Origin of the sequence: Streptomyces coryli, assembly GCF_011044975.1 — a bacterium.
GTDB lineage: Bacteria > Actinomycetota > Actinomycetes > Streptomycetales > Streptomycetaceae > Streptomyces > Streptomyces coryli.
The window spans coordinates 126,677-149,992 of record NZ_JAAKZV010000001.1; the positions used below are offsets into that span (position 1 = coordinate 126,677).

General features: G+C 70.8%; 22 protein-coding genes and 1 pseudogene. 14 read left to right on the forward strand and 9 right to left on the reverse strand.

Features of this window, described 5'->3' with window-relative positions; all coding sequences use genetic code 11:
• Nucleotides 1-25: 25 nt before the first annotated feature.
• The 5 genes from G5C51_RS00595 to G5C51_RS00615 are packed head-to-tail and all read right to left on the reverse strand — an operon-like array spanning nt 26 to nt 5,243.
• Entirely contained in the window at nt 26-913 is an 888-nt protein-coding gene (locus G5C51_RS00595; RefSeq protein WP_206313270.1) for a glycosyltransferase family 2 protein, read from the reverse strand.
• Between the two features lie 5 nt (nt 914-918).
• Complete coding sequence (locus tag G5C51_RS00600) at nt 919-1,698, reverse strand: CDP-alcohol phosphatidyltransferase family protein (protein ID WP_165229636.1); 780 nt, start codon at nt 1,696-1,698, stop codon at nt 919-921.
• On the reverse strand, nt 1,676-2,740 hold the full coding sequence (locus G5C51_RS00605) for an iron-containing alcohol dehydrogenase (protein ID WP_165229639.1): 1,065 nt from the start codon (nt 2,738-2,740) through the stop codon (nt 1,676-1,678). Before G5C51_RS00605 ends, G5C51_RS00600 begins: the two co-directional genes overlap by 23 nt.
• Nucleotides 2,728-3,465: a phosphocholine cytidylyltransferase family protein gene (locus G5C51_RS00610; RefSeq protein WP_165229642.1), complete on the reverse strand. Its 738-nt coding sequence runs from the start codon at nt 3,463-3,465 to the stop codon at nt 2,728-2,730. Before G5C51_RS00610 ends, G5C51_RS00605 begins: the two co-directional genes overlap by 13 nt.
• Complete coding sequence (locus G5C51_RS00615) at nt 3,462-5,243, reverse strand: DUF5941 domain-containing protein (protein WP_165229771.1); 1,782 nt, start codon at nt 5,241-5,243, stop codon at nt 3,462-3,464. Before G5C51_RS00615 ends, G5C51_RS00610 begins: the two co-directional genes overlap by 4 nt.
• A 291-nt stretch (nt 5,244-5,534) precedes the next feature.
• Between G5C51_RS00615 and galE the strand changes: the two genes are divergently transcribed.
• The 4 genes from galE to G5C51_RS00635 all read left to right on the forward strand — a co-directional run bounded on the left by galE (nt 5,535) and on the right by G5C51_RS00635 (nt 11,064).
• Nucleotides 5,535-6,539, forward strand: a complete 1,005-nt coding sequence (gene galE, locus G5C51_RS00620; RefSeq protein WP_165229645.1) for a UDP-glucose 4-epimerase GalE — start codon at nt 5,535-5,537, stop codon at nt 6,537-6,539.
• Nucleotides 6,540-6,684: 145 nt separating this feature from the next.
• Nucleotides 6,685-7,629, forward strand: coding sequence for a cation diffusion facilitator family transporter (locus tag G5C51_RS00625; RefSeq protein ID WP_165229648.1), 945 nt, complete (start codon nt 6,685-6,687; stop codon nt 7,627-7,629).
• Between the two features lie 303 nt (nt 7,630-7,932).
• A complete protein-coding gene (locus tag G5C51_RS00630) occupies nt 7,933-8,916 on the forward strand; it encodes a PP2C family protein-serine/threonine phosphatase (RefSeq protein WP_165229651.1) in 984 nt (327 codons plus the stop codon).
• Between the two features lie 30 nt (nt 8,917-8,946).
• Nucleotides 8,947-11,064: an ATP-binding protein gene (locus G5C51_RS00635; protein ID WP_165229654.1), complete on the forward strand. Its 2,118-nt coding sequence runs from the start codon at nt 8,947-8,949 to the stop codon at nt 11,062-11,064.
• Between the two features lie 110 nt (nt 11,065-11,174).
• Here G5C51_RS00635 and G5C51_RS00640 read toward each other — a convergent pair whose 3' ends face one another.
• Complete coding sequence (locus G5C51_RS00640; RefSeq protein WP_165229656.1) at nt 11,175-11,768, reverse strand: DinB family protein; 594 nt, start codon at nt 11,766-11,768, stop codon at nt 11,175-11,177.
• A 232-nt stretch (nt 11,769-12,000) separates the two neighbouring features.
• On the opposite strand from G5C51_RS00640, the gene G5C51_RS00645 reads away from it, so the two are divergent.
• The 7 genes and pseudogenes from G5C51_RS00645 to G5C51_RS00675 form a co-directional block, all read left to right on the forward strand.
• Nucleotides 12,001-12,552 carry a hypothetical protein gene (locus G5C51_RS00645; protein WP_165229659.1) on the forward strand — a complete coding sequence of 184 codons (552 nt, stop codon included), beginning with the start codon at nt 12,001-12,003 and terminating at the stop codon, nt 12,550-12,552.
• Between the two features lie 64 nt (nt 12,553-12,616).
• Complete coding sequence (locus G5C51_RS00650) at nt 12,617-12,796, forward strand: hypothetical protein (protein ID WP_165229662.1); 180 nt, start codon at nt 12,617-12,619, stop codon at nt 12,794-12,796.
• A gap of 110 nt (nt 12,797-12,906) precedes the next feature.
• Nucleotides 12,907-13,950, forward strand: a complete 1,044-nt coding sequence (locus tag G5C51_RS00655; RefSeq protein ID WP_165229665.1) for a serine hydrolase domain-containing protein — start codon at nt 12,907-12,909, stop codon at nt 13,948-13,950.
• 5 nt (nt 13,951-13,955) lie between these two features.
• Entirely contained in the window at nt 13,956-14,678 is a 723-nt protein-coding gene (locus tag G5C51_RS00660) for a hypothetical protein (RefSeq protein WP_165229668.1), read from the forward strand.
• Nucleotides 14,675-15,619, forward strand: coding sequence for a DUF6895 family protein (locus G5C51_RS00665; protein WP_165229671.1), 945 nt, complete (start codon nt 14,675-14,677; stop codon nt 15,617-15,619). Before G5C51_RS00660 ends, G5C51_RS00665 begins: the two co-directional genes overlap by 4 nt.
• A 9-nt stretch (nt 15,620-15,628) precedes the next feature.
• Nucleotides 15,629-16,096: an NUDIX hydrolase gene (locus tag G5C51_RS00670; protein ID WP_165229674.1), complete on the forward strand. Its 468-nt coding sequence runs from the start codon at nt 15,629-15,631 to the stop codon at nt 16,094-16,096.
• Nucleotides 16,097-16,133: 37 nt separating this feature from the next.
• Nucleotides 16,134-16,691 (forward strand): annotated as a pseudogene (locus G5C51_RS00675) (NAD(P)H-dependent oxidoreductase); the annotation flags it as partial.
• 174 nt (nt 16,692-16,865) lie between these two features.
• Here G5C51_RS00675 and G5C51_RS00680 read toward each other — a convergent pair.
• Entirely contained in the window at nt 16,866-17,852 is a 987-nt protein-coding gene (locus G5C51_RS00680; RefSeq protein WP_165229677.1) for an isopenicillin N synthase family dioxygenase, read from the reverse strand.
• Nucleotides 17,853-17,989: 137 nt separating this feature from the next.
• Between G5C51_RS00680 and G5C51_RS00685 the strand changes: the two genes are divergently transcribed.
• Nucleotides 17,990-19,351, forward strand: a complete 1,362-nt coding sequence (locus G5C51_RS00685) for a sulfatase family protein (protein WP_165229680.1) — start codon at nt 17,990-17,992, stop codon at nt 19,349-19,351.
• A gap of 43 nt (nt 19,352-19,394) precedes the next feature.
• The gene (locus G5C51_RS00690; RefSeq protein WP_165229683.1) at nt 19,395-20,285 is read left to right on the forward strand and encodes an arginase family protein; all 891 of its coding nucleotides are present in this window, start codon (nt 19,395-19,397) and stop codon (nt 20,283-20,285) included.
• A gap of 46 nt (nt 20,286-20,331) precedes the next feature.
• Here the strand turns inward: G5C51_RS00690 and G5C51_RS00695 are convergent, their stop codons facing one another.
• Nucleotides 20,332-20,940, reverse strand: coding sequence for a dihydrofolate reductase family protein (locus G5C51_RS00695; protein WP_165229686.1), 609 nt, complete (start codon nt 20,938-20,940; stop codon nt 20,332-20,334).
• Between G5C51_RS00695 and G5C51_RS00700 the strand changes: the two genes are divergently transcribed.
• Nucleotides 20,939-21,475: an SAM-dependent methyltransferase gene (locus G5C51_RS00700; RefSeq protein ID WP_165229774.1), complete on the forward strand. Its 537-nt coding sequence runs from the start codon at nt 20,939-20,941 to the stop codon at nt 21,473-21,475. The genes G5C51_RS00695 and G5C51_RS00700 overlap by 2 nt on opposite strands.
• A gap of 1,223 nt (nt 21,476-22,698) precedes the next feature.
• Here G5C51_RS00700 and G5C51_RS00710 read toward each other — a convergent pair.
• On the reverse strand, nt 22,699-23,316 hold the full coding sequence (locus tag G5C51_RS00710; protein ID WP_165229689.1) for a TetR/AcrR family transcriptional regulator: 618 nt from the start codon (nt 23,314-23,316) through the stop codon (nt 22,699-22,701).

Here is a 23,316-nt window from a genome sequence, read left to right on the forward strand (position 1 = left end):
CGCGCTGTCGCTTGTAACGAGCTTGTCAGATGACCGGCGGACGTCCCAGCCGGGTCAGCCGCCATACCGTACGCCACTTCATCGGACGCCTAGGACCGCAGGGGGTGCTCCAGCCCTCCTTGAAGCCGCCGAGCCAGGCCTTCAGCGCGGCCGCGGACGGCTTCCTGAGGACCGTCAGGGCGAACCAGATCCCCAGGTAGAGCGGGATCAGCGGGGCCGGCAGATTGCGCCGGGCGAGCCAGACGCGGTTACGGGCGACGTTGTGGTGGTACGTGGCGTGCCGGGACGGCGGCATGGTCGGGTGGTGCAGAACCATGTCGGCGCGGTAGTCGATGTGCCAGCCGGCGTCGAGGGCCCGCCAGGCCAGGTCGGTCTCCTCGTGGGCGTACCAGAACTCCGCCGGCAGGTCGCCGACCTCGGCGAAGACCTTCGTACGGACGGCGTTGGCGCCGCCGAGGAAGGTCGTCACGCGGGAGGACCTGAGCGGGTCCGCGGCCCGCAGCCGCGGGACGTGCCGGCGCTGGGTGGCGCCGGTGTCCGGGTCGGCGATGCGGAAGCTGACGATGCCCAGCTCGGCGTCCTCGGCGAACGCCGCGCGGATCAGCTCGCCGGTGTCCTGGCGGGGCAGCAGCCCGTCGTCGTCGAGGAAGAGCAGCACGTCGACGTCCTGGCCGTGCTCGCCGAAGGCCTCGATGCCGACGTTGCGGCCGCCGGGGATGCCGAGGTTCTCCGGCAGCTGCACGGCCCGTACGCCCTCGGGCAGGGCGGTCGGCTCGGCGCCCTGGAAGACCACGACGCACTCGATCGGGGCGCCGTCCTGCTTGGCGACCGAGTCGAGCAGGGCGCCCAGCTCCTCCGGGCGGGTGCCCATGGTGATGATCACTGCCCCGAGCCTCAGCTGTTCACCATTCATTGGTTTCACCGCAATCTGCTCGAGGCCAGGATGCTCACCAGGTGCAGCAGCGTCTGCAGGACCGCGATCGCGGCCAGCACGGCGACACCGAGGCGCGTGAAGAAGAGGTCACCCCGGATCATGTCCAGGATCGTCAGCACGAGGATCAGCAGCGACGCCTCGATGCCCAGGATCAGCCGGTGGAACTTCAGCGCGGCCGCGGCCTTGCGGGCCAGGGCCACGCCGGATGTACGCGGCTCGGCCGCCGACTCCTGGACCGGCGGGAGACCCTGCTGATGGCGGGCCACGCCGACCAGGTCGGTCTCGGCCTTGATCATGATCGCGCCGAGGGCGGCGAGCGTCCCGAGGAAGGCCCACAGCCAGTCGATCCGGCCCTCGCCCCAGATGTCCGCGGCGCGCAGGCCGAAGCCGAGCAGCACGGCGGCGTCGAGGAAGTACGCGGCGACCCGGTCCAGGTAGACCCCGGCCATGGAGTACTGCTTCTTCCAGCGGGCGAGCTCGCCGTCGACGCAGTCGAACAGCAGGTAGAGCTGCGCCATCAGGACGCCGAGCAGCGCCCCCGCCAGCCCCGGCACCAGCAGCGCCGGGGCGGCGAGGACGGACACGACCGTCATCACGTAGGTCACCTGGTTCGGGGTGACCTTGGTGTTCACCAGGTGCCGGTCCACGCGCAGGGAGATCTCCCGCATGTAGAGCCGGCCGCCCCAGTGCTCACCGCTCCTCCGGTCCTTCACCCCCGCGGGGTGAACGACAGGGCGGAGTTCAGCTACTGACGGCTTTTGCATAGTCGGCGTACGCGTCCCTGATCTGGTCGGCGGAAAGGTCGAGATGCTCGAGGATGGTGTAGCGGCCCGGGCGGGTCTGCGGCGCGAAGAGGATCGCGTCGACGAGGTCCTGGTCGCTGTAGCCCATCTCGCTCGCCAGCACGGGCAGCCCGTGCCGGCGCAGGGTCCGCGCCATCTCCTTCGCCGTGTCGACGTCGCCGCGCAGGAACGTGGCGAACGTGCCGCCGAACCCGCACTGGTCCCCGTGCGGCGAATTGCGCTTGGGGAAGAGCAGGTCGAAGGCGTGGCAGATCTCGTGGCAGGCGCCGGACGCCGGCCGCGAGTCGCCGGCCACCGACATGGCCAGACCGCACATCACCAGGGACTCGGCGAGGACGCTGAGGAACTCGTCGTCGCCGATGCCGCCCGGGTGCCGCAACACCGCGTGCGCGGACTGCCGCGCCATGGCGGCGGCCAGCCCGTCGACCGCCTCGCCGTTGACCTTCTGGGACAGCTCCCAGTCGGCCACGGCGGAGATCTTGCAGATCACATCGCCGATGCCGGCCCGTACGAACGCCGCCGGGGCGTCGCGGATCACGTCGAGGTCGATGACGACGCCGATCGGGCTCGGCACGCCGTAGGAGCCGCGGCCCGCGTCGTTGTCGAGCGTGGCGACCGGGGAGCACAGGCCGTCGTGGGCGAGGTTCGTCGCGACGGCGACGAGCGGGAGGCCCACCCGGGCCGCGGCGTACTTCGCGCAGTCGACGACCTTGCCGCCGCCGAGCGAGACGACCGCGTCGTACCGGCCCGCGCGCTTTATGGAGTCGGCGAGCTTGACGGCACCGTCGATGGTGCCGTCGGCGTCGTCGAACCAGTCGGCGCCGGGGAAGGACGGCGCGAAGCGCTCCTTGAGCGCCTGGCCGGAGCCGCCGCTGATGGCGAAGGCGAGCTTGCCGGTGGGGGCGATGCGCTGGTCGGTCAGGATCGTGGCCAGGTCGTCCAGCGCGCCGGCCCGGATGTCTACGACAACCGGGGCCGGCATCAGCCGGGTCAGTACTGGCACGCGATCTCCCTGCCCTTGGCGAGGTCGTCGTGGTTGTCGATCTCGACCCACTTCACGTCGCCGATCGGCGCCACGTCGACCTTGAAGCCGCGGTTGACGAGCTCCTGGTAGCCGTCCTCGTAGTACAGGTCCGGGTCGCGCTCCCAGGTGGTCTTCAGCGCGTCGCCGAGCTCCTCGGCGGCCTCGCCCTCGATGAGGGTGACGCCGATGTACTCGCCGGTGGCCTCGGTCGGGTCCATCAGCTTGGTGATCTTCTGGACGCCCTTCTCGGGGTCCACGACGACCTTCATCTCCTCGTCGGCGAGCTGCTTCACCGTGTCGAGGGCGAGGATGATCTTCTTGCCGCCGCCCTGGGCCGCGAGCAGGGTCTTCTCGACGGAGACCGGGTGCACGGTGTCGCCGTTGGCGAGGATCACGGTGTGCTTGATCGCGTCACGACCGCACCAGAGGGAGTAGGCGTTGTTCCACTCCTCGGCCTTGTCGTTGTCGATCAGCGTGAGCTTGAGGCCGTACTTCTGCTCCAGGGCCTCCTTGCGCTCGTACACCGCCTCCTTCTTGTAGCCGACGATGATGGCTACCTCGGTGAGGCCGATCTCGGCGAAGTTGCCGAGGGTGAGGTCGAGGATGGTCGTGTCACCGTCGACCGGCACGAGGGCCTTGGGGAGGGTGTCGGTGTAGGGGCGCAGTCGCCGTCCGGCGCCTGCCGCCAGCACGAGGCCGATCATGCGGGTTCTCCTGATTCGTCGTGTACAGCGGGTGCTCCGGAAGAGACCCAGAAACGGATGCTCTCTACGAGCACCACCAGTGCCAGGGCCACGGCCAGCGCCGTGAGCGCGATCGTGAACCCTGAGTCGTTCAGCAGGGCAGCCGCCACTACCACCAGCAGCGTCCGTCCGTCGTGCCCGCCGATCGCCCGCACCAGCCAGTGCGGAGGTGCGCCGGTGCCACCGCGGATGCGGTACACCGTGTCGTAATGATGGTAGGCGACCGCACCGACCAGGCCGAAAGCCGCAGGGAGCGCCCCTGAGGCGTCGGACCGGGCGGCCAGCACCAGGATCGTGCCGTATTCCGCCGCACGGAAGAGCGGCGGCACCAGCCAGTCCAGCGGACCGGCCAGCGGGCGGGCTACGGCCAGGCCCGAGGTCAGTACGTAGACGAGGGCGCCGATCAGCGGCCAGGGGCCGTCGAGGAAGGCTGCGCCGACCACCAGGGCGCCGCCGAGGGCGGCGACGGCGGGGGCCTGGAAGGGGCTGAAGGCCTTGATCCGGCTGGTGGCAGCGGCCACGCCTTCCGCGAGCGGGCCGGTGTCGGCGAGCGAGGCGAGGGCCTGGGTGGCGCGCTCGGTGCGCTCGGCCTTGCGGGTGAGGGATCTGAGGACGCGGCCCGCCGTGGTGTAGCAGGCGGCGAGGGCGCAGCCGATGAGGAGCGCGTAGAAGACGATGCGGGGCGTGGTGAGCGCCGTCAGTACGGCGATCATGGCCCAGCGCTCGCCGATGGGCAGCACGATCATGCGCCGCAGCCAGACGGTCCAGCCGACGCTGTCGAGCTTGGAGGAGAGGGCCGCGGTGGGGCTCGTATTGCCCTGCGCGTCGTGGTTCGCCTCGTTGAAGGAGAAGTCGACGACGTGGCGGACGGTCTGCAGGATCATCGCGCCCAGGGCGAGCGCCCAGACGTCGTCGTTGTTCGCGTTGGCCGCGCCGATCGCCAGGCCCGCGTAGTACGCGTACTCCTTGGCGCGGTCGAAGGTGGCGTCGAGCCAGGCGCCCATCGTCGAGTACTGCAGCGAGTAGCGGGCCAGCTGGCCGTCCGTGCAGTCCAGGACGAAGGAGAAGAGCAGCAGCACGCCGGCGGCGACGAAGCCGGGGCGGGTGCCGGTGGCGGCGAGGCCTGCCGCGATCACGGCGGTGAGCAGGCTCGCGGTGGTGACCTGGTTCGGGGTGAAGCCGCGGCGGGCGCACCAGCGCGCGATGTATTTGGAGTAGGGGCTGATGAAGAAGGTGGTGAAGAAGCCGTCGCGGGCCTTCACGACGGAGTTCAGCCGGGCCTTCTCCTCGTTGACGGCGGCGACCGAGTCCTCGGTCTTGGCCCGCTCGGTCAGATCCTGCGGCGTGGCGGCGACCAGGACGCCCAGCTCGGGGCGGGCCAGCGCGAGGCCGTCCGCCTCCAGCTGGGTGGCGAGCTGGTCGGCGACACCCTCTATCGACTGGCTGCGCATGGCGGCGCGGGAGAGTGCGGCGCGCGCCTCGGGCTGCGCCGTCACGGCCCCTTCGATGGCGGCGGCGGGCCAGCGCGGGTCCGTAAGACCGAGGCGCAGGCTGTGCCGGTGGCCGACGAAGTGACTGTCGACGAGCGCGATGCGGCGGCCCTCGGGGATGAAGGCCAGCACCGTGGCGGCGTCCGCGATGTCAGCCGCTGTCTGGATGTCGTCGAAGCCCAGCGCCCGCAGGTCGCCGTCGAGGGGCGATCCGGGCACGGGCGGGCCGATGACGATTGCGGTCCGCAGTCGAACTCACTCCTTGACAGCACAGCGGCAGGGCAGGGGCACCGCCCCGTCCCCCAACCGGCCGGCGGCATGTCGGCAGAGGTTAGCGGATCCTCGTGGGGATGGTTTCGCCGCCCGGCTGCCCGAATGCGATCATCATGGTGCATCGCCGCTGCGCGGTACAAGCTGAGCACGCGGGGCGGCGGCTGGACCTGGGGGTTTCCGGCCATCGGCGGGGTGTGCCGGGGCGAGTGTCACAGGTTGTCCACAGGCCTCGCCGGTTGCCCCCTCTCCCCCGTTACGCTGCGGGGCATGACTTGGCTGATCACAGGCGGCGCCGGCTTCATCGGCGCACATGTTGTCCGGGCGCTCAAGGACGCGGGCGAGGGCGTGGTGGTGCTGGACGACGTCTCGGCCGGCTTCCCCGAGCGCCTCCCGGCGGACGTGCCGCTGATCCGCGGTTCGGTCACCGACCGGGCCGCCGTCGACCGCGCCATCGCGGAGCACGGCGTCACGGGTGTGATCCACACCGCGGCCAAGAAGCAGGTCGGCGAGTCGGTCGAGCAGCCGCTGCTGTACTACCGGGAGAACCTGCTGGGCCTGACCACCCTGCTGGAGGCGGTGGCGGCGGCCGGGGTGCGGCGCTTCGTCTTCTCCTCGTCCGCGGCGGTGTACGGGTCGGTGGACGTGGACCTGGTGACAGAGGACACGCCCTGCGCGCCTCTGTCTCCGTACGGCGAGACGAAGCTGGCCGGCGAATGGCTGGTCCGCGCCGCGGGCCAGGCCCACGGCATCGCCACGGCCTGTCTGCGGTACTTCAACATCGCCGGGTGCGCGACGCCGGAGCTGGCGGACACGGGGGTGTTCAACGTCATCCCGATCTACTTCGACCGGCTGACGCGCGGTGAGGCGCCGCTGATCTACGGCGATGACTATCCGACTCCGGACGGGACGGCCATCCGGGACTACATCCATGTGGTCGACCTCGCCGAGGCGCATCTCGCGGCGGCCCGGCGGCTGTCCCGGGCCGACGCGGCCGGCTCTGGCTCTGGCTCTGGGGACATCACGGTGAACCTCGGAAGCGGTACGGGCGTGTCCGTGCGCGAGCTGGCGGATGTCATCGCCGAGGTGAGCGGCCGCCACGAGCCGGCCGCCCGGGTGGTCGGGCGGCGTCCCGGCGACCCGGCCCGGGTGGTGGCGTCGTATGAACGGGCGAAGCGCGAGCTCGGCTGGACCCCGCAGCGCGATGTCCGCGACATGGTCACCTCGGCGTGGGAGGGCTGGTGCCTGCACCACCCGGAGGCACGTGTCTCCTGATCACAGCCGTGGGAGCGTTTCCGCAGGTCAGACTATGACAACGGTGTTCAGCTTCGTGTTGCTCCATACCCCGGCCCCGTAGTTCACTGGCCACTGAAGCCACGACGGCGGACCACGGGACCACTGGACTACGGAAGGCTGCGCCATGGGGGCAGGGCACGACCACGGGCACTCCCACGGGCCGCCTCCGGGCACGTCCGCCACCGCGGCGGCGGCCTACCGGGGTCGCCTGCGCATCGCGCTGGGCCTGACCACGACCGTGCTGATCGCGGAGATCGTCGGCGGCGCGCTGACCGGCTCCCTCGCCCTGATCGCGGACGCCGGCCACATGGCCACGGACGTCATCGGCCTGTCGATGGCCCTTATGGCCATCCACTTCGCCAACCGCCCCACCGCCGAGCGCCGCACCTTCGGCCTGGCCCGGGCCGAGATCCTGGCGGCGCTGGCGAACTGCCTGCTGCTCTTCGGCGTGGGCGGCTACATCCTCTACGAGGCGGTGAAGCGCTTCGTCCAGCCGGAGGAGATCGACGGCGGCCTCACCATGGTCTTCGGCGCCATCGGCCTGGTGGCGAACCTGATCTCCCTCTCCCTGCTGATGGCCGGCCAGCGCGAGAGCCTCAACGTCCGCGGCGCCTTCCTGGAGGTGGCGGCCGACGCCCTCGGCTCGGTCGCGGTCCTGGTCTCGGCGCTCATCATCATGCTCACCGGCTGGCGCTACGCCGACCCGATCGCCTCGATCGCCATCGGCGCGATGATCATCCCCCGCACCTTCAAGCTCCTCCGCGAGGCGATCGACGTCCTGCTGGAGACAGCCCCGAAGGACGTCGACATCGCCGAGGTCCGCCAGCACATCCTCGACCTCCCCGGCGTGGAGGACCTCCACGACCTCCACGTCTGGACGATCACCTCCGGCATGCCAGTCCTGTCGGCCCACGTCGTGGTCACCAAGGAAGCCCTGGACGCGGTAGGCCACGAAAAGCTCCTCCACGATCTGCAGGACTGCCTGGGCGACCACTTCGACGTGGAGCACTGCACGTTCCAGCTGGAGCCGGTGGGGCATGCGGATCACGAGGTCAAGCTCTGTCACTGAGCTGGAGAGCGGCAGTCCGGCGCGGGGCGGATGCGCCGGAGCCGCGCCGGGCGGTGACATTTGCGGTCACTGTCTGATCAGGCGGTGTCACGTCGAGGTTTGTTCGCGGACTGACGCTTCGTCAGTAAGTGGTGGCGCACACTCCGCCTGAGCTGGTGGTTCCGTCTTCGTAAGCGAGTACGGCCCCGGCAGGCGGGCGCATCCCGTGACCGATGGCGTGAAGGGCCTCACATGCCTCGGGCAAGTGTGGGACCGTGCATGGCTTGGCGCGGGGCAAGGAACGACCTGCCGCGGAGGCACGCGATGCTCTCGGAGCGTGGATGGCTACTACTGACAACAGCCATTGAGGCGGCTATCGCGGCGGGTGCCGCGGCCCACCCGGCGGTGCCGGACTGCGCCCTGCTCGTCGTCGGGCCGCTGCTCGCCGCCCACGGCCTGTGGACGATCCTGATGGCGCGCGACCGCATGCACTGCAAGGCCTCCCTCGCCCGCATGACCCGCGTCGCCGAACTCACCCAACGTGCTCTCGTACGCCCCTTGCCCGCCGATCTGGGCGGCCTGGCCACGGCCGTAAGGACCCGCTCCGCGAGCGAGGACGCCCTGATCGGCGGGGATCTCCATGACGCCGTCCTGCTGCCGTCCGGGCCGCGCCTGATCGTCGGAGACGTGACGGGTCATGGCCTGGACGCGGTCCGCATCAGCGCGGCGGTGCTCTCCGCCTTCCGCCACACCGCGGCCACGGAGCCCGACCTGGTCCGCCTCGCCCACATACTCGACGACCGCGTGCGAGACGACCTCGGAGACGAGGACTTCGTCACCTTGCTCCTCGCGGACTTCGTGCCCGGCGCGGTCCGCCTGGTCAACTGCGGGCACCCGCCGCCGCTGCAGGTGGGCCGGTGCCTGGAGGTCCTTGAATCCCCTTGCCCCTCCCCGCCGTTGGGTTTGTCGCCCACGCCGAGCGTACAGGCCGTCCTGCTCACCCCCGAGCAGCGCATGCTGCTCTACACCGACGGCCTCACCGAGGCGCGGAACGCGCACGGCACCCCACTGGCCCTCGACCGCCGGGTCCGGGCCGCGCTGAGCGCCCTCACCCTCGACGAGGCCCTGGCAAACCTGGTCGACCTCGTCGACCACCACGCTGCCGCCCCCGTCGGCGACGGCCACGGCGACGACCTCACCCTGCTGCTTGTCCAGCCCACCGCCGACCTGCTGACGGGACCGGTACCCCCCGTACCGAAGAACGAAGACGCACCGAGCGCACCACAGGGCAACCTCGATCGGTCGTGAAGAGCGAAGAGAAGGAAGAAGGGTGCGGCCATGCGGCGGCAAGGAGCGGGAAATCTCCCCCCGGAGACACGCGAGTTGTACGGCCGGCAGCAGGAACTGGCGCAGATCCGGCGGCTGTTCGACGACGGCGCCCGGCTTGTGACGGTGACCGGGGTCGGCGGGGTGGGCAAGACGCGGCTCGCGCTGCGGGCCACGCACGAGGTGCGGCCGTCCTTCCGGGACGGGGTGTGGTGGGTGGAGCTCTCGTCGCTGCGCCGGGGCGCGCTGCTCGCACACGCCGTGTCCGAGGTCCTTGCCCTGGTGGATCAGACGACGCGGCCCATGATCGATGTACTGGCCGACTACCTGGCGGAGCGCGAGGTGCTGCTTGTCCTGGACACCTGCGAACACCTGGTCCACGAGTGCGCACTGGCCGCCGATGTGCTGCTGCGGGCCGCGCCGGGGCTGCGCATCGTGGTCACCAGCCGCCGCCCTCTGGGCACGCACATGGAGCGGCTGCTGACCGTCGACCCGCTGCCCGTACCCGAAGGCGAGGGCGCGGCATGCGGTGGTGCGGACGCGATGGCCCTGCTGGCCGAGCGGGCCGCCGAAGCGGTGCCCGGCTTCGCGGTCACCGACGCCAACCGGCCCGATCTCGTACGCCTGTGCCGCTGCCTGGACGGCCTCCCGCTCGCCATCGAACTGGCCGCGGCCCGCCTGCGCGACCAGTCCGTAGCCGAGCTGACCGAGAAGCTGGACGACCGCTTCGCCGTCCTGGGCACCACCGACGAGGTGGTGGACGACGCCGAGCCGCCCTGGCATCAGGCGCTGCGTACCGCGATCGGCTGGAGCCACGAACTGTGCAGCCCGGCCGAACGGCTGCTCTGGGCCCGCCTTTCCGTCCTCGTCGGCGGCTTCGACGCCGAGGCCGCCCTGGCGGTGTGTGCCGACACGCGCCTTCCCGAGGAGGCGATCCCGGGGCTGCTCGCCTCCCTGACAGACAAGTCGATCGTGATGTGGGAGCCGACCGGCGGTGGCGAGCGCTACCGGATGCTCGACACCATCCGCGAGTTCGGCGCCGCCTGGCTGCGCGGCCTCGGCGAGGAGTCCACGCTGCGCCACCGGCACCGGGACTACTTCCGGGCGCTGGCCCAGGCCGCGGATGCCGCCTGGATGGGACCGGACCAGGTCGCCTGGCACGACCGGACGACCACCGAACACGCCAATCTCCGCGCCGCCCTCGACTTCTGCCTCGCCGAGCAGGACGGGCAGAGTGGGCTGCAGATGGCTGGGGCGCTGTGGTTCTTCTGGTACGCCTGCGGCTTCGCCCATGAGGGCGTGTACTACCTCGACCGGGCCCTTGACCTGGATCCGGCCCCCGGACCGGACCGCGCCAAGGCCCTGTGGGCCCGCGGTATGTCCGGCCAGATCGTGGGTGACATGGAGACCGGCCTCCGCCTCCTCGACACCTTCCGGAAGGTCACCGCCGACGAGGCCGATGAGACCGCCCCGGTCGCCGCTGCCCTTCTCGAGGGCACCTGTTTCGCGCTGAGCGGCCGGCAGACGCAGGCGGCCGAGGCGCTCGACGCGGCGCCGCGCACCCCGCCGTCCCCCGGGCGCTACGACGCGGCGTGGTCGCTCGTCCAGGTCGCCCGGTCCTTCGTCCACATCCAGCTCGGGCAGATCGCCGAGGCCGCGGTCGTCGCGGACGGTCTTTGCGCCGTATGCGACCGGCACGGCGAGACCCATGCCCGCGCCTGGGGCGACTACCTTCGCGCCCTCGCCGCGCTGGCCCTGGGACGGGCGGCAGAGGCCGAAGCCCATGCCCGCGACGCCCTCGACGGCAAACGCCGCGTCCGCGACAGTCTCGGCATCGCCATGGCCCTCGAAGCACTCGCCTCCGCGACGCTCGCGTCCGGGCACGCCGAGCGAACCGCCCAGCTCCTCGGCACCGCCGACCGGGTATGGCAGACCCTCGGTTCCCCCCAGATGGGGGCACCCGAACTCGTCGCCGCCCGCCAGGCGTGCGAGGCGCAGGCCCGTCAGGCCCTCGGCGGCGATATCTATGAGACCGCTTTCCGTGCGAGCTACGACAGCGGCCTCGACGCCGGCATCACCCATGCCCTCTCCGCGCCTGGGACTGCCCCACGGCACCCCGAGATCGACTGACCGCGGCCCCATGGAGTCCGGTGGCAGACGGCTTCAATAGCTTTCACGGCTGCAGATCCCGAGTTCGTGCTCTCGGGCGAGTTGCGGCTCCAGCGCTGTGAGAGAGAACTTCAAGGTCTGTCACTGAGCATTGGTGCAGCCGCCCTGGCGGCCTGTTCGATCTTCGCGCGGTGGGTCGCGCGGGCCTTCTCGTCGATCGGCTGCTCATGTTCGGGGCGCAACCCGGTGCGGCCGTCGAGGCCTTCGCGCAGGATGTCGGCGTGCCCGGCATGCCGGATGGTCTCGCCGAGGACATGGACCATGACGGCGAACAGGGTCGTGTTGGTATAAGGCTCCGGCCACCACGGCACGTGGCCGGGGGCGTCGAGGGGAAGCTCGTTGATCGTCGCGTCCGAGTGTTCCCACGTGCGCCGGTAGAAGCCGACGATCTGGTCGCGGGTCTCGTCCGCGGTCGCCCACTGATCGCTGCCGTCGGAGTCCTGCCACCGGGGCAGCGGTTCCGGGGAAGGGCGGCCGAAGACCTCGCCGAAGTACCGGGCCTCGACGGTGGCCACGTGTTTGACCAGGCCGAGGAGGTTGGTCCCGGTCGCCGTCAAAGGCCGGCGGGCGTCGTATTCGGGTAGGCCGTCGAGTTTCCAGAGCAGCGCCTCGCGGTCCCGCCGCAGTCTCCCGTGCAGGTTGTCCTTCGCCCATTCATCGATCATGCGGCTTGAGCCTGCCATGGGCTGCTCTGCGTCTCAAGCTCCCGTACGTGGTCCCCAACGACTGGCGAGTCAATGCCTGGCCGTAACCCATGACCGCCGACCGAAAATGGAACCTTCGCACTATACCGAAGCGCCGATAGCGGCGGGGTCCGGAACGTGCGTACGGTCGAAGTGCCGGAGTCAATTCCGGCTTCGGTGCGCGATTCTGCCTCATCGGGGTTAATTCGCGGCCATGTTGACCAAGAAAGGTTCATTCATCATGTCCAGGGTTATGAGTAATCTCCTCGCTACGACAGGAATCACCGCGATCGGATTGTTCGGCCTTGCGCCAGTCGCGACCGCCGCCGTCCCGGCCCAGACGGAGCTGGCTTCATGCAGCGCCACCGGGAGCACCACCAACGAAAACCAGGGGGACGGCAAGGAGGCCTTCAGCGGCGAAGGGACCATCGAGTGCGGTGCGGACCTCAGCGGGTCCTGGAAATCACGCATGGTCGAGACAGAAGCGGGCGACGAGGGGGCGGTGACCGAGGCCAAGGGCCAGTTGGAGATCACCTGGAGCGACGGCACGGCAACTACGGCGGTACTGGACACCATTGACCAGTCGGAGACCGAATCGGGTAGCGAAGTGTCCGGCAAGGGCGTCGCCACCGCGCAGGTGACCTCCGACAGCACGAGGTTCGCCAACGCCAGGATGGAGATGTCCTCCAGCGCCAGCGGGGAGGAATCCGGCGGTGAGGTCACTGCGGAGGGCAAGGCTCAGGTGAAGTTCTTCAGCCAGGAGTGACCCCCCCCCGCCTCCCGGCACCGAGCATGAAGTGAAACAGAGATCAGGAATCGAGGAGGAAATGATGTCTACGCGCGAGATGATCCGGCCGGTCGGCACGGAGGAGAAGGTGGCGATCGAGGCGCTGATTATGCGGGACGAGCTGCCACTCAGTGGCGCTCCCGCATATATCCCGCCGGTAGCGGCCTACGTCGTCTTCTCGCCGAAGGACCCGGACGAGCCGAAGGGGCCGAGGCTCAGCTGACTTCGGCAGGCGCGCCGAGAACGCGCTGAGGGAGGGGCCCGGTGCCGTCGTACGGTCCCGGTCCCCTTCGTCGGCTACGGTGACTACTCCCCGGGCGGTGTTCATTCATCTTGACCGACGCGACCAGCACCATGACACAGAAGTTGGCAGCTGCCGCGGGCCCGCATCCTGCCGCCATCGTCGCTCAGTTCCGTAACTCCGGGGATGGTGCGGAGACTTACGAGACGGCCTCGCTGGGGTTCGCGGAAACCGGCCATGCCGTACCACTGACCGATACGACCCACTGTGAAGTCGGGTCCGTCAGCAAGACGTATACCGCTTTGATGCTGGCCGTGTTGTGTGTCCGCGGCGCACTCACCTTGGACGACCGCGTGGACCGGTATCTTCCCATGCGGCAGCGCGGGGCGGACCGGATGACGCTACGGCACCTGGCCACGCACACCTCCGGGCTGCCTTTCCACCCTCCGGGCCTCAGGCGACGGGCCATCCGGTCGTGGAATGTGAACCCGTATGCGACATTCGACGCCGGCGACGTTCTCCCGGCATTGACTCGCACGCGGCTACGGAGTCAGCCCGGCAGCCGGCAACAGTATTCGAACTTCGGCGTGGGTCTGCTCGGCCGCATCATGGAGATGGCCACGGGCGGTACGTATGCCCGCCTGCTCGACGATCTGGTCGTCCGCCCGCTCGGCCTGGCCGACACGACCGCCGATCCCTGCACGCCCCAGGCCACCGGGCACTGGCGAGGACGCACCCGCCCTCCTGCCGCCCTGCCCGGGCTGCCCGGCGCCGGCGTGGTGCGCTCCTCCGCCCGCGGCCTGATCCGGCACATGCGCTGTCTGATGAATCCCGACGCCTGCACCGACGACCCCGAATTGCGAAAGGCGCTCGGACTTGTGCTGCGCCCGGACGGGCCCGACGCCCGCACGCCGCCCCTCATCTGGAATCGGCGGACCACCGCCACCGGCCGCACGGTCCACTATCACGGCGGCGGGACCCGCGGCTTCACCGCATTCATCGGATTCAGCATCGAGCCCGGACTTGCGTATGCCGCCCTGACCAACAACAACCCGGACCGCCGCAACGCCTTTGTGAATCACGCTTATGCCCACCTCCACCAGCAGATCGAAGCCGCACCTTCACGGAGAGGGTGAGTCGCATGTCATTGCCGCATCCGGCGTCGGGGCAGGCCGTCGCCTCGGCGAGCGAGAGCCTCGCCGACTGTCTGCACCAGGCCCTGCAATCCGGGCAGATCCACGGCGTCCTGCCCGCATTCCTCGGTGCGGCAGAGCAGGAGTCGACGGCGCTCGCCGCGGTCCGCGTGCTGGGCCCCGACGCCGTCGCACCGACGCTGCTGAGCGGCTATGCCCCCGACGGGGGTGACCGCTGGGTGCTGGAGCGGGCCTTGGCCGTCCATCCCTGCGACGACGCCGCTCCCGCAGAGGCGCGGTGTCTGGGGGAGGCGCAGGCGGTTCTTGCCGATCCGGGAGCCGGAACCACCGCCAACGCGCCGTGGAGTCAAGCGGAATGCGTCGCGGCCGCATCCGGTGCGGCATGGCGGATCTGGGCCCAGCGCCAGGCCCTGCTGGCCCCGCTGGCCTGGCCGGGCCTCGGCGGACCGGTGGCGGACAGCGTCGGCGAACGTGCCGCTGACATCGGTCGCGGTCTCGTACGGGCGGTGCTCCGGCGCGACCTCCCGACCGCCGCCAGGCTGGCGCGCTGGGCGGTCATCGCACAGCTGCGGGGGGCAGATACCGGACTGGGATCTCACGGGGTGGCCAAAGCCGTACGGCATATCGCGCTGTGCGGTGGCGATGACGCCCGCATGGCCTTGGACACGGCGATCGTCCGACGACTCGTCGCACGGGAGGGGGCGTCATGAGCGCCGTCGCCCAGCCCTGGCAGGCAGCGGCGGCGCGGGTGGCCGGTGGAGCCCTCGGCTGGGTGCATCGCCATCGCCTACGGGGTGCGTTCCCGTCCGATGAGTCGCTGGTGCTCGCCGATCCGAATGCCGATTACAAGCCGCTGGCCGAGATGGCGTTGATGGCGGGCCTGCTGCACCGGTACCCCGGTGCGCTGCCCGGCGATGGGGAGAAGGCGCTGGAGCTACGGGAATTCTGCTGGAGTCAGCTGCGTGCGGGCGACCTGCTCTATGAGCGGCAGCTGCGACATCCGTTGCTGACGGACCCGTTGGAGGTCTACGCCCTGTTCGCCGCCGCCGGCCATCGGCACACCCGGCTCGACGAACTGCTGAACCACCTGCTGGCAACGGATTCCTACGCGGCGGTCGAGCAGCAGCCGAACCGGCGCCTTGCGGTCGCCAACGCCGCGCTGCTCGCCGGGCTGCGAAACGACGATGCCGACGTGGCCGCCTTGTCGGCGGCGACGGCGACGGCGACCGGGTCCGTGCCGACCTGGCTGAGCCGGCTGCCGGAGCCGTGGCTGATCGACTGGGACACGGCCTACGCCATGACGCACACGGTCTTCCACCTCACCGACTGGGGCATGCGGCCGCACCGCCTCGGCAATGGAATCGCGGATTACCTGAGGCAGTGGCTGCCCGTATGGATGGAGGTGTGGGCAGAGACCTGCGAGTGGGACCTGCTCGCCGAACTCCTGATGGTGGACGCCTGCCTGCCGGAGCCGCAGCACCCCGAGGAAATGTGGGAGACGCTCGCCCGGGCACAGCACGCGGACGGCCTCGTTCCGTACAACGCGAAAGGCGTCACCGCCGACCCCGACCAGGCCTTCCGCGACCACCAGCACCCCACCTGCGTCGCTACGGCCGCGGGTGTGATCGCGCTCGGCCGGAGCTCGGGCTAGGGTCCGGAGATGAGTTTTCGGCTGGCTGCCTATGGCGTGTGCATGGAGGATGCGCGAGTGCTGCTGGCCCGGCACGTGTCCGCGGAAGGCGTATCCACCTGGACGCTCCCGGGCGGCCGGGTCGAGCACGGGGAGGATCCGTACGACGCGGTGATCCGGGAGATCGCCGAGGAGACCGGCTGTGATGCGGTGGTCGAGCGCTTGCTGGGCGTGGACTCCAGGCTGATCCCGGCTGCCGAGGCCCGCGCCGGTGTGGAGCATCAGAACGTCGGCATCTTCTACCGCGTTCGTATCACCGGCGGCCGGCTCCGGCCCGAGCCGGACGGCGAGATCGCGGAATCGGTCTGGACACCGCGCGCCGATGTCACGGGCCTGCGCCGGTCATCACTGGTGGACGTCGGTCTCGCTTTGGCGCAGACCGCTCCGCCGACCGGCCACGTCGCACCCGTACCGGTCGCCGGCCGCATCCGGCACTAGGCACGCCACGACAGCCGTCGGGGCCAGATCCTTGCGGATGTTGGCTATCCGGCTCTCGTACGCGCTGCGCGATGAGGGAGTGCGGCACCTGGAGAGACTTGGGCACGAGGTGCGGCAGTCCGACTTGTACGCGATGGGGTGGAAGGCAGTCCTCGACGCGGAGGATTACGGCGCCGGGGACGGGGGGCGCATGCTCGTCGGTGACGCTCAGGAGAGTTCCTGGCGGGCCGGGACCATCAGTGCGGATATCCGGGCTGAGCAGGAGAAGCTGGCCTGGGCGGACACCGTGATCGTGCACTTTCCGCTGTGGTGGTTCGGGCCGCCGGCGATCCTCAAGGGCTGGTTCGACCGGGTGTTGGTCCAAGGGCTTGCTTCCAGGGTGAAGGACGGCGAGGGGCGGACCCGGCGATACGGCGACGGCGGGCTCGCCGGGAAGCGCGGCATGGTGGTCACGTCCGTCGGCGCCCGCGAGGCGAGCTTCGGGCCGCGTGGCATCCACGGGCACATGGATGAGGTGCTCTGGCCGCTGCACCACGGCACGTTCTGGTACACCGGCATGGCCGCACTGCCGCCCTTCACCGTGTACGGCGCCGACCACCTCACGGCGGACGGCGACGACTTCCGCACCCACGCCGACGCCCTCCGTGCCCGGCTCGCCGGCCTCGAGACCACGGCCCCGCTGGCGTATCGCACCGCAGCGAGCCGACGCCGGAGCCGGCGGCCCGCCCGGCGACCCCGGATCCTGCCGGCACACGCGTCCGCGCACCCCTCAGGTGACCGCCGCCTCCAGCCCCACCGTCCGCAGCCGCGCCTCGAAGAATGCGGCCGCCGTGATCGAGGGGTGCTTCAGGGAGTTGGCCCGCCGGCGCTCGTCCGGCCGCAGGTCGACGTCGGCGCGTGGGTAGATGAACAGCGGGCTGGAGTAGCGGCTTCGGGCGGTCGCGGTGGTGGGGGCGTCGATGCGGTGGACGGCCGAGCGGAGATGGCCGCCGGTCAGGTACTGCAGCATGTCGCCGACCTGCACGATGGTGTGGCCCTCCGGGGCGGTGCCCTCGATCCAGCCGCCGCCGCGGAGCTTGACCTTGAGGCCCTTGCCGGTGGAGGGCGGGAGGACCGAGACGAGGTTGCCGTCGGTGTGGCGGCAGCCCCAGACGACCCGTCCGAGCTGTTCCGCGGAGACCGGCGGATAGCACAGCGGCCGCCGCGCCGTACTCGCGTCGCGGGTGAGCTCGGCGAAGTAGCCGTCGGCGTAGCCGAGTCGTGGTTCGAGGGCGCGCAGGACCTCTAGGCCTACGTCGTTGAGGGCATCGAAGAGGGAGAGCGCGCCGTCGTGGAAGTCCGGCGCTTGCTCGGGCCATACGTTGTCGGCGTAGAACGCGGGAAAGCGGTCCTTGAGCGCCGGATCAGTGATCGATTCGGGGCCGATCAGCCAGCATGAGCGCTGGTCGGGCTGCGGCCCGCCGTCCGCCCCGGAGCGCCGGCATGCCGCGGCCGTCTCGACGCCGAGCGGGGTGTAGCCGCGGAGATGGTGGATCTCGGGTCGCCGATACCGTTCCAGTTCCTCGGCGGGGCGGGTGAACACCTCGGCGTACGCCCCGTACACGGCAGGCAGCATCCGCGCGACGTCCGGCGTCCGGACGAAGACGAAGCCGATCTCGCGCAGCCCCCGCTCCACGGTTTCGCCGAATGCTCGTCGCCGGGCCACCGACGCCGCCGTCGCGTCGGCCAGGTCGACCCGGGGAATCTCGCGCCTCATTCTCGAACCGTTAGCACGCGGCACCCGCGCCCGCAATGCGACCTGCTGCGCCGGAAAGCCAGGGGCCCGCGGGCGGGCGAGATCACCCAGCCGTGAAGAATACGGCGGCAGAGCCGGCGACAACGAGAGGCAACGCGATGAGACCCAACGTCCTGCTGCTGCACTGCCACGATCTCGGGCGGTATCTGGGGTGTTACGGCAACAGGACGGTACGCAGCCCGCATCTGGACCAACTGGCCGCGGACGGTGTCACCTTCAGCCAGGCCTTCGCCACCGCGCCTCAGTGCAGCCCGTCCCGGGCGTCGCTCTTCACCGGGCGCTGGCCGCACTCCACCGGTGTCATGGGCCTGACCCACGGTGACTTCGGGTGGGATCTGCATCCCGGTGAACGGCATCTCGCCGAGCGGCTCGGCGGCGCTGGATACCGCACCTCACTAGTCGGCGTTCACCACGAGTCCCGGGTCCGCGCGGACGCGCGGATCGCCGCGCGTCTCGGCTTCGACGAGGTCGTGACCGGCGGGCTGGCCGATGTGGTGGCGGACCGGGCGATCGAGCGGCTGGAGCGGTTCGCCGCCGGCGACGCCCCCTTCTATCTGCAGGCCGGCTTCTTCGAGCCGCACCGGCTGCCGGGCAAGCGGGACCCGGAGGGCGTGGCGGGTTTCCTCGGCGACGCCATCGAACCCGACGACCACCTCGGCGTCGAGATACCGCCGTACCTCGTCGACGACGCCGGTGCGCGCGTCGAGGTCGCCGAACTGCAGGGCGCGATCCGGCACATGGACGCCGCCGCCGGGCGGGTGCTCGCCCGGCTGGACGAACTCGGGCTGACCGACAACACCTTGGTCGTCTTCACCACCGACCACGGCCTCGCCCTGCCGCGCGCCAAGTGCACCTTGTACGACCCGGGGCTGGAGACGGCGCTGATCATGCGGCTGCCCGCTCGCGGCTGGGGCGGCGGTGGCACCCATGACGCGCTGGTCCCCAACATCGACATCGTGCCGACGCTCCTCGACGCCGCGGGCCTGCCGTCGGACGCCGTCCTGCACGGCCGCAGCCTCGCCTCCCTCCTCGACGGCGGCAGCTACCGCCCGCGCACGGAGATTTTCGGCGAACTCACCCACCACGACTACTACGACCCGAAGCGGTGCATCCGCACTGACCAGTACAAACTGATCGCCAACTTCAGCTCGGCACCGGAGATCATGGACTCCAGCCAGTCCTGGAGACCGCGCAGCACACCGCGTACCAGCGGGGCGGCCAGGGTGCCCTTCCATCCGCCGGTCGAGCTGTACGACCTCGTACGGGACCCGGACGAGATGGTGGACCTGGCCCACGACCCGGACTCGGCCGGCATCCGCGACGAGCTCGCGGGCCGCCTGGCGTCGTGGATGCGGAGCACCGGCGACCCGCTCGTCGACGGCGCCGTCACCCCGCCCCTGCACCACCGCACGCTGGCGGCGCTGGATGCGGACGCGGATGCGGCGGGGCAGGCCGTATGACCGCCGCGCGATCCGGCCGGTCCGGGACGTACGCTCGCACGGCATGAGACTCCTTACGATCCTCGACGCCCCTTCCAACCTCGGCCTGCGGCCTCCGGAGGAGGGCTCGGTGCCCGGCTGCTACAAGGCGCCGGGGGTGTTCCGCGACGCGGGGCTGCTGACGCGGCTCGGCGCGCGGGACGCCGGGGTGCTGACCGCGCCGCGCTACCGGGCCGCCTGGGTGCCGGGCAATGTCCGTAACGAAGCCGATATCGCCACATACGCGCGCGACCTCGCGGACCGGCTCGCCGCGATCCTGGACGCCGGCGAGCTGCCGGTGGTGCTGGGCGGCGACTGCAGCATCCTCCTCGGCCCAGGACTGGCGCTGCACCGCAGGCCCGGGCGGTACGGGCTGGTGTCCCTGGACGGGCTCGACTACCGGCATCCGGGGAACAGCACCCAGGTCGGCGCGGCCGGCGGCGAGAGCCTCGCCATGGTCACGGGCAAGGGCGGCATCCTCGCCGAACTGGACGGCGCCCGCCCGTATCTCCGGCCGGAGGACACCGTGGCGATGGGGATCCGGTCGTACGACGAGAGCGCGGCGGAGGCGGCGGCCGACGGCCTGCGTCTCATCGATGCCGCCGAGGTCGGCGCCGGCCCGGGAGCCGCCGCCGCCCGCGCGCTCGCGGTGGTGGAGCCGCTGGACGGCTTCTGGATCCACCTCGACGCCGATGTCCTCGACCCCGCGGTGATGCCCGCCGTGGACGCCGCGGATCCGGGCGGCATCAGCTTCGACGAGCTCGAAGCCGTGCTGGGCGGGCTGCTCGCGTCCCCGGGCGTCCTCGGCCTGGACGTGACGATCTACGACCCGGACCGCGATCCCGGCTTCGCCGCGGGGCGGCGGCTGGCGGACGTACTGGTGGCGGCGTTCGGGGCGGCGAAAACCAGCGCTTGACCCGTCCCCCAGGGTCCGGGTTCATCGCGACGCGTAGCAAGAGCCCTCAGGTCGTCTCGTACCGCGGGCGGCCGGTGGTGCGGTAGGTCTGGATCGTGAGCCCCTTCGGGGTGGACCGCAGGTCGGCCAGCTCGAGTCCCAGGTCGGGGCCCGTGGCGGGGAAGAGCCGCGTGCCCTGGCCGACGACCACGGGATACGTGAGCAGAACGATCTCGTCGACCAGCCGGCGGTCGAGCAGCCAGCGGATCAGGGTGCCACTCCCCCACACCTGCAGCTCACCGCCCCGCTCGGCGGCCCGCAGCCCTTGGACGTCGCCCGCGACGTCGCCCGACAGGACGGTCGTGCCCGCCCACCGCGGGTCGGTGAGCGTGGTCGAAGCGACGTATTTGGGCCGCTTGTTCAGCGCCTCTCCGACGGGGTTTCCCGGATCCATGCCGGCCCCCCAGGAGCCCGCGAAGATCTCGTAGGTCCGCCGGCCGAACAGGAAGGCGTCGGCGCGCTGGAAGGTCTCGCTGATGAACGTCGACGCCTCGTCGTCGAGCAGCGGCGGGCCCCACCCGAAGCGCTCGAATCCGCCCGGGGCTTCCCCGGCGATACGTCGATGCCCCTGGGTCACTCCGTCGACGGAGACGTTCGTGACGGTCGTCAGTTTCATGGTCGCCGTTCCCTTCGCGGCTGAACACCGGCGCTGTAGCGTTGGCGGCGTGACGGCCGAACTCACCCTCCGCCCTGTCGCCACCGTGACCGGTGGCCGCACCGAGATCTACGAGGACAACTGGGGGGACGTCACCGCCATCATCAGGCTGGACTCCGAGCAGTTCGCCCCCGACGCGCTGACCGGTGTCGAAGGGTACTCGCACCTCGAAGTCGTGTTCTTCTTCGACCAGCTCGACCCGGCCAGGATCCAGACCGGGCTGCGGCATCCCCGCAACAACCCGGACTGGCCGCTCGTCGGCGTCTTCGCGCACCGCGGCCCGTACCGGCCGAATCGGCTCGGCGTCTCGCGATGCCGGCTCGACCGGGTGGACGGGCTCGACCTGCATGTGCGCGGGCTGGACGCGGTCGACGGGACGCCGGTGCTGGATATCAAGCCGTACACCGCCGAGTTCACGCCCGCCGAGCAGACCCAGCAGCCGAAGTGGGCCGATGTGGCCGCGACATTGGAGCCCAGGTGCCGGGAGCCTTCGTAGTCGGTGGCGCCCAGGTCGACGACCGGCGCCGCCACCCCGTTCTTGCGCAGGGCCGCTTCGCAGTGGTCGGTGTTCGTGGTGGTGGCCTGTTCGTCGCCGGTCGCCATGTACAGCCGGACGGGGGCGCGGGGAGCCCAGTCGGTGCAGACGGCATCGGTGATACGCAGCGCCTCCGCCAGCCCACCCGTCGGGTTCGCCAGCCGCCGGCGCCCCTGCTCGGTGAGCAGTTCGGCGACGGTGCCCGGGGTGCCCCGCATCAGCTCTTCGCCCGTGTGGGCGCCGTCGAAGAGCGCCTCGATGGTGGTGTCGTACGGAGCCCGGAAGAACTCGCCCGGGTCGTCATAGATGTGGTGCACCCGGTTGAAAGCCACCAGCGTGTACACCGTGTACAGCACACTCGACTTGGGCTCCAGCTCACCCGCGAGCAGCGCGGGCAGCTCCGCGCCGCCGAAGTCGTACGCGCCGCTGACCGGCGCCAGCGCGCCCAGCCGGAACCACCGGTCCTCCCCCGCCTGCAGCGCCCGGCCGAGCCCGAGCGCCGCCGACGCGCCCTGGGAGAAGCCGGTCGCCAGGACGTCGCGCTCCAGCACGTGTCCGGTACGGGCGGCCGTAAAGGCGCGGGCCGCTCGCAGCATGTCCAGGGACGCCGTGGTCTCGGAGCCGATGTCCATCCAGGGGTGCAGGCCGGGGCCCGTGCCCATCCCGAGATAGTCGGGCGCGACCGCCGCGGCGCCGGCCGACGCGTGCGCGATCACCGGCGCGGAGACGAACGCGCCGCGCCGCATGGACGGGGAGTCGTCCTTGTGGCTGCCGGTGCCGTGCCCGAAGTAGACGGTCGGCAGGCGTCGTTCGCCGCTCCGCGGCAGCACCAGCAGCCCGCTCGCGGTCGACGGCTTTCCGTGCGCATCGATGGTGCGGTAGACGAGCCGGTACGCGACCACGCCGTGCCGCACGGTGTCGTCGTCGAATCCGCCCTCGCCCAACTCGGCGGCCACCGCCTGCCGCGTCGCGAGCGTGTACAGCTTCTCGGCCGAGACCAGCGCGCCGCGGCCGCGCTCCTTCTGCTGGGTCTGTGACTGAGCGGCGGGCGCGGCGACGGCGGTAGCGGTGGCGAGAGTCGGCCCGCTCAGCAGCAGGCCGCAGCAGAGCGCCGAGGCGACGAGGTGCATCTCTTCCTCCAAGTGAGGCTGGACAACGGCCAGTTCAGCCTCATGCACCGAAGGTCACCGATGCACTGGTGCACGCCCCCGGGTCAGTGCTGGGGCCAGCCAGCGGTTGAGGAGGGGGCGGAGGTGGGCCTCGTCGTGTGCGGGGTCGTTCGGGTGCTGCAGCAGCGAGGTCAGGAGACGCATGATGATCTCGGCGAGGCCGTTGAGGTCTTCGTCGTCGATACCGGCGGCGGTCCAGTCGACGGGGAAGCGCTGCAGCATCTTGGCGCCGTACGTGATGGTGTCCCGCGTCGTGGCGCCGCGGCCGAAGGCGGTGGTGTCGCCGAGCTGGAGGAGAGGGCTCAGGCTCGGGTCGGCGGGGATCGTCCGTACGCAGAAGAGGATGCCTTCGACCACGGCATCGGCCGGGTCCGTGGTCCCCTGCAAGTGCGCGATCAGCTGGTCCACGAACGCCTCGGCGCCCTGGGCCGCCACCTCGCCGAAGATGTCGCTGATGCTGCCGAAGTGGCGGTAGACGGTCTGGCGGGTGACGCCGATCTCGCCGGCTACGTCGGACAGCGTCGTCTTCGCGACGCCGTGCCGGTCGATGCAGCGGACGGTCGCGTCGATGATGCGCTGCCGGGCCTCCGCGTCCGATGCCGGAGGCCGGCCTGCCCAGCCGTGGTGCCCCAT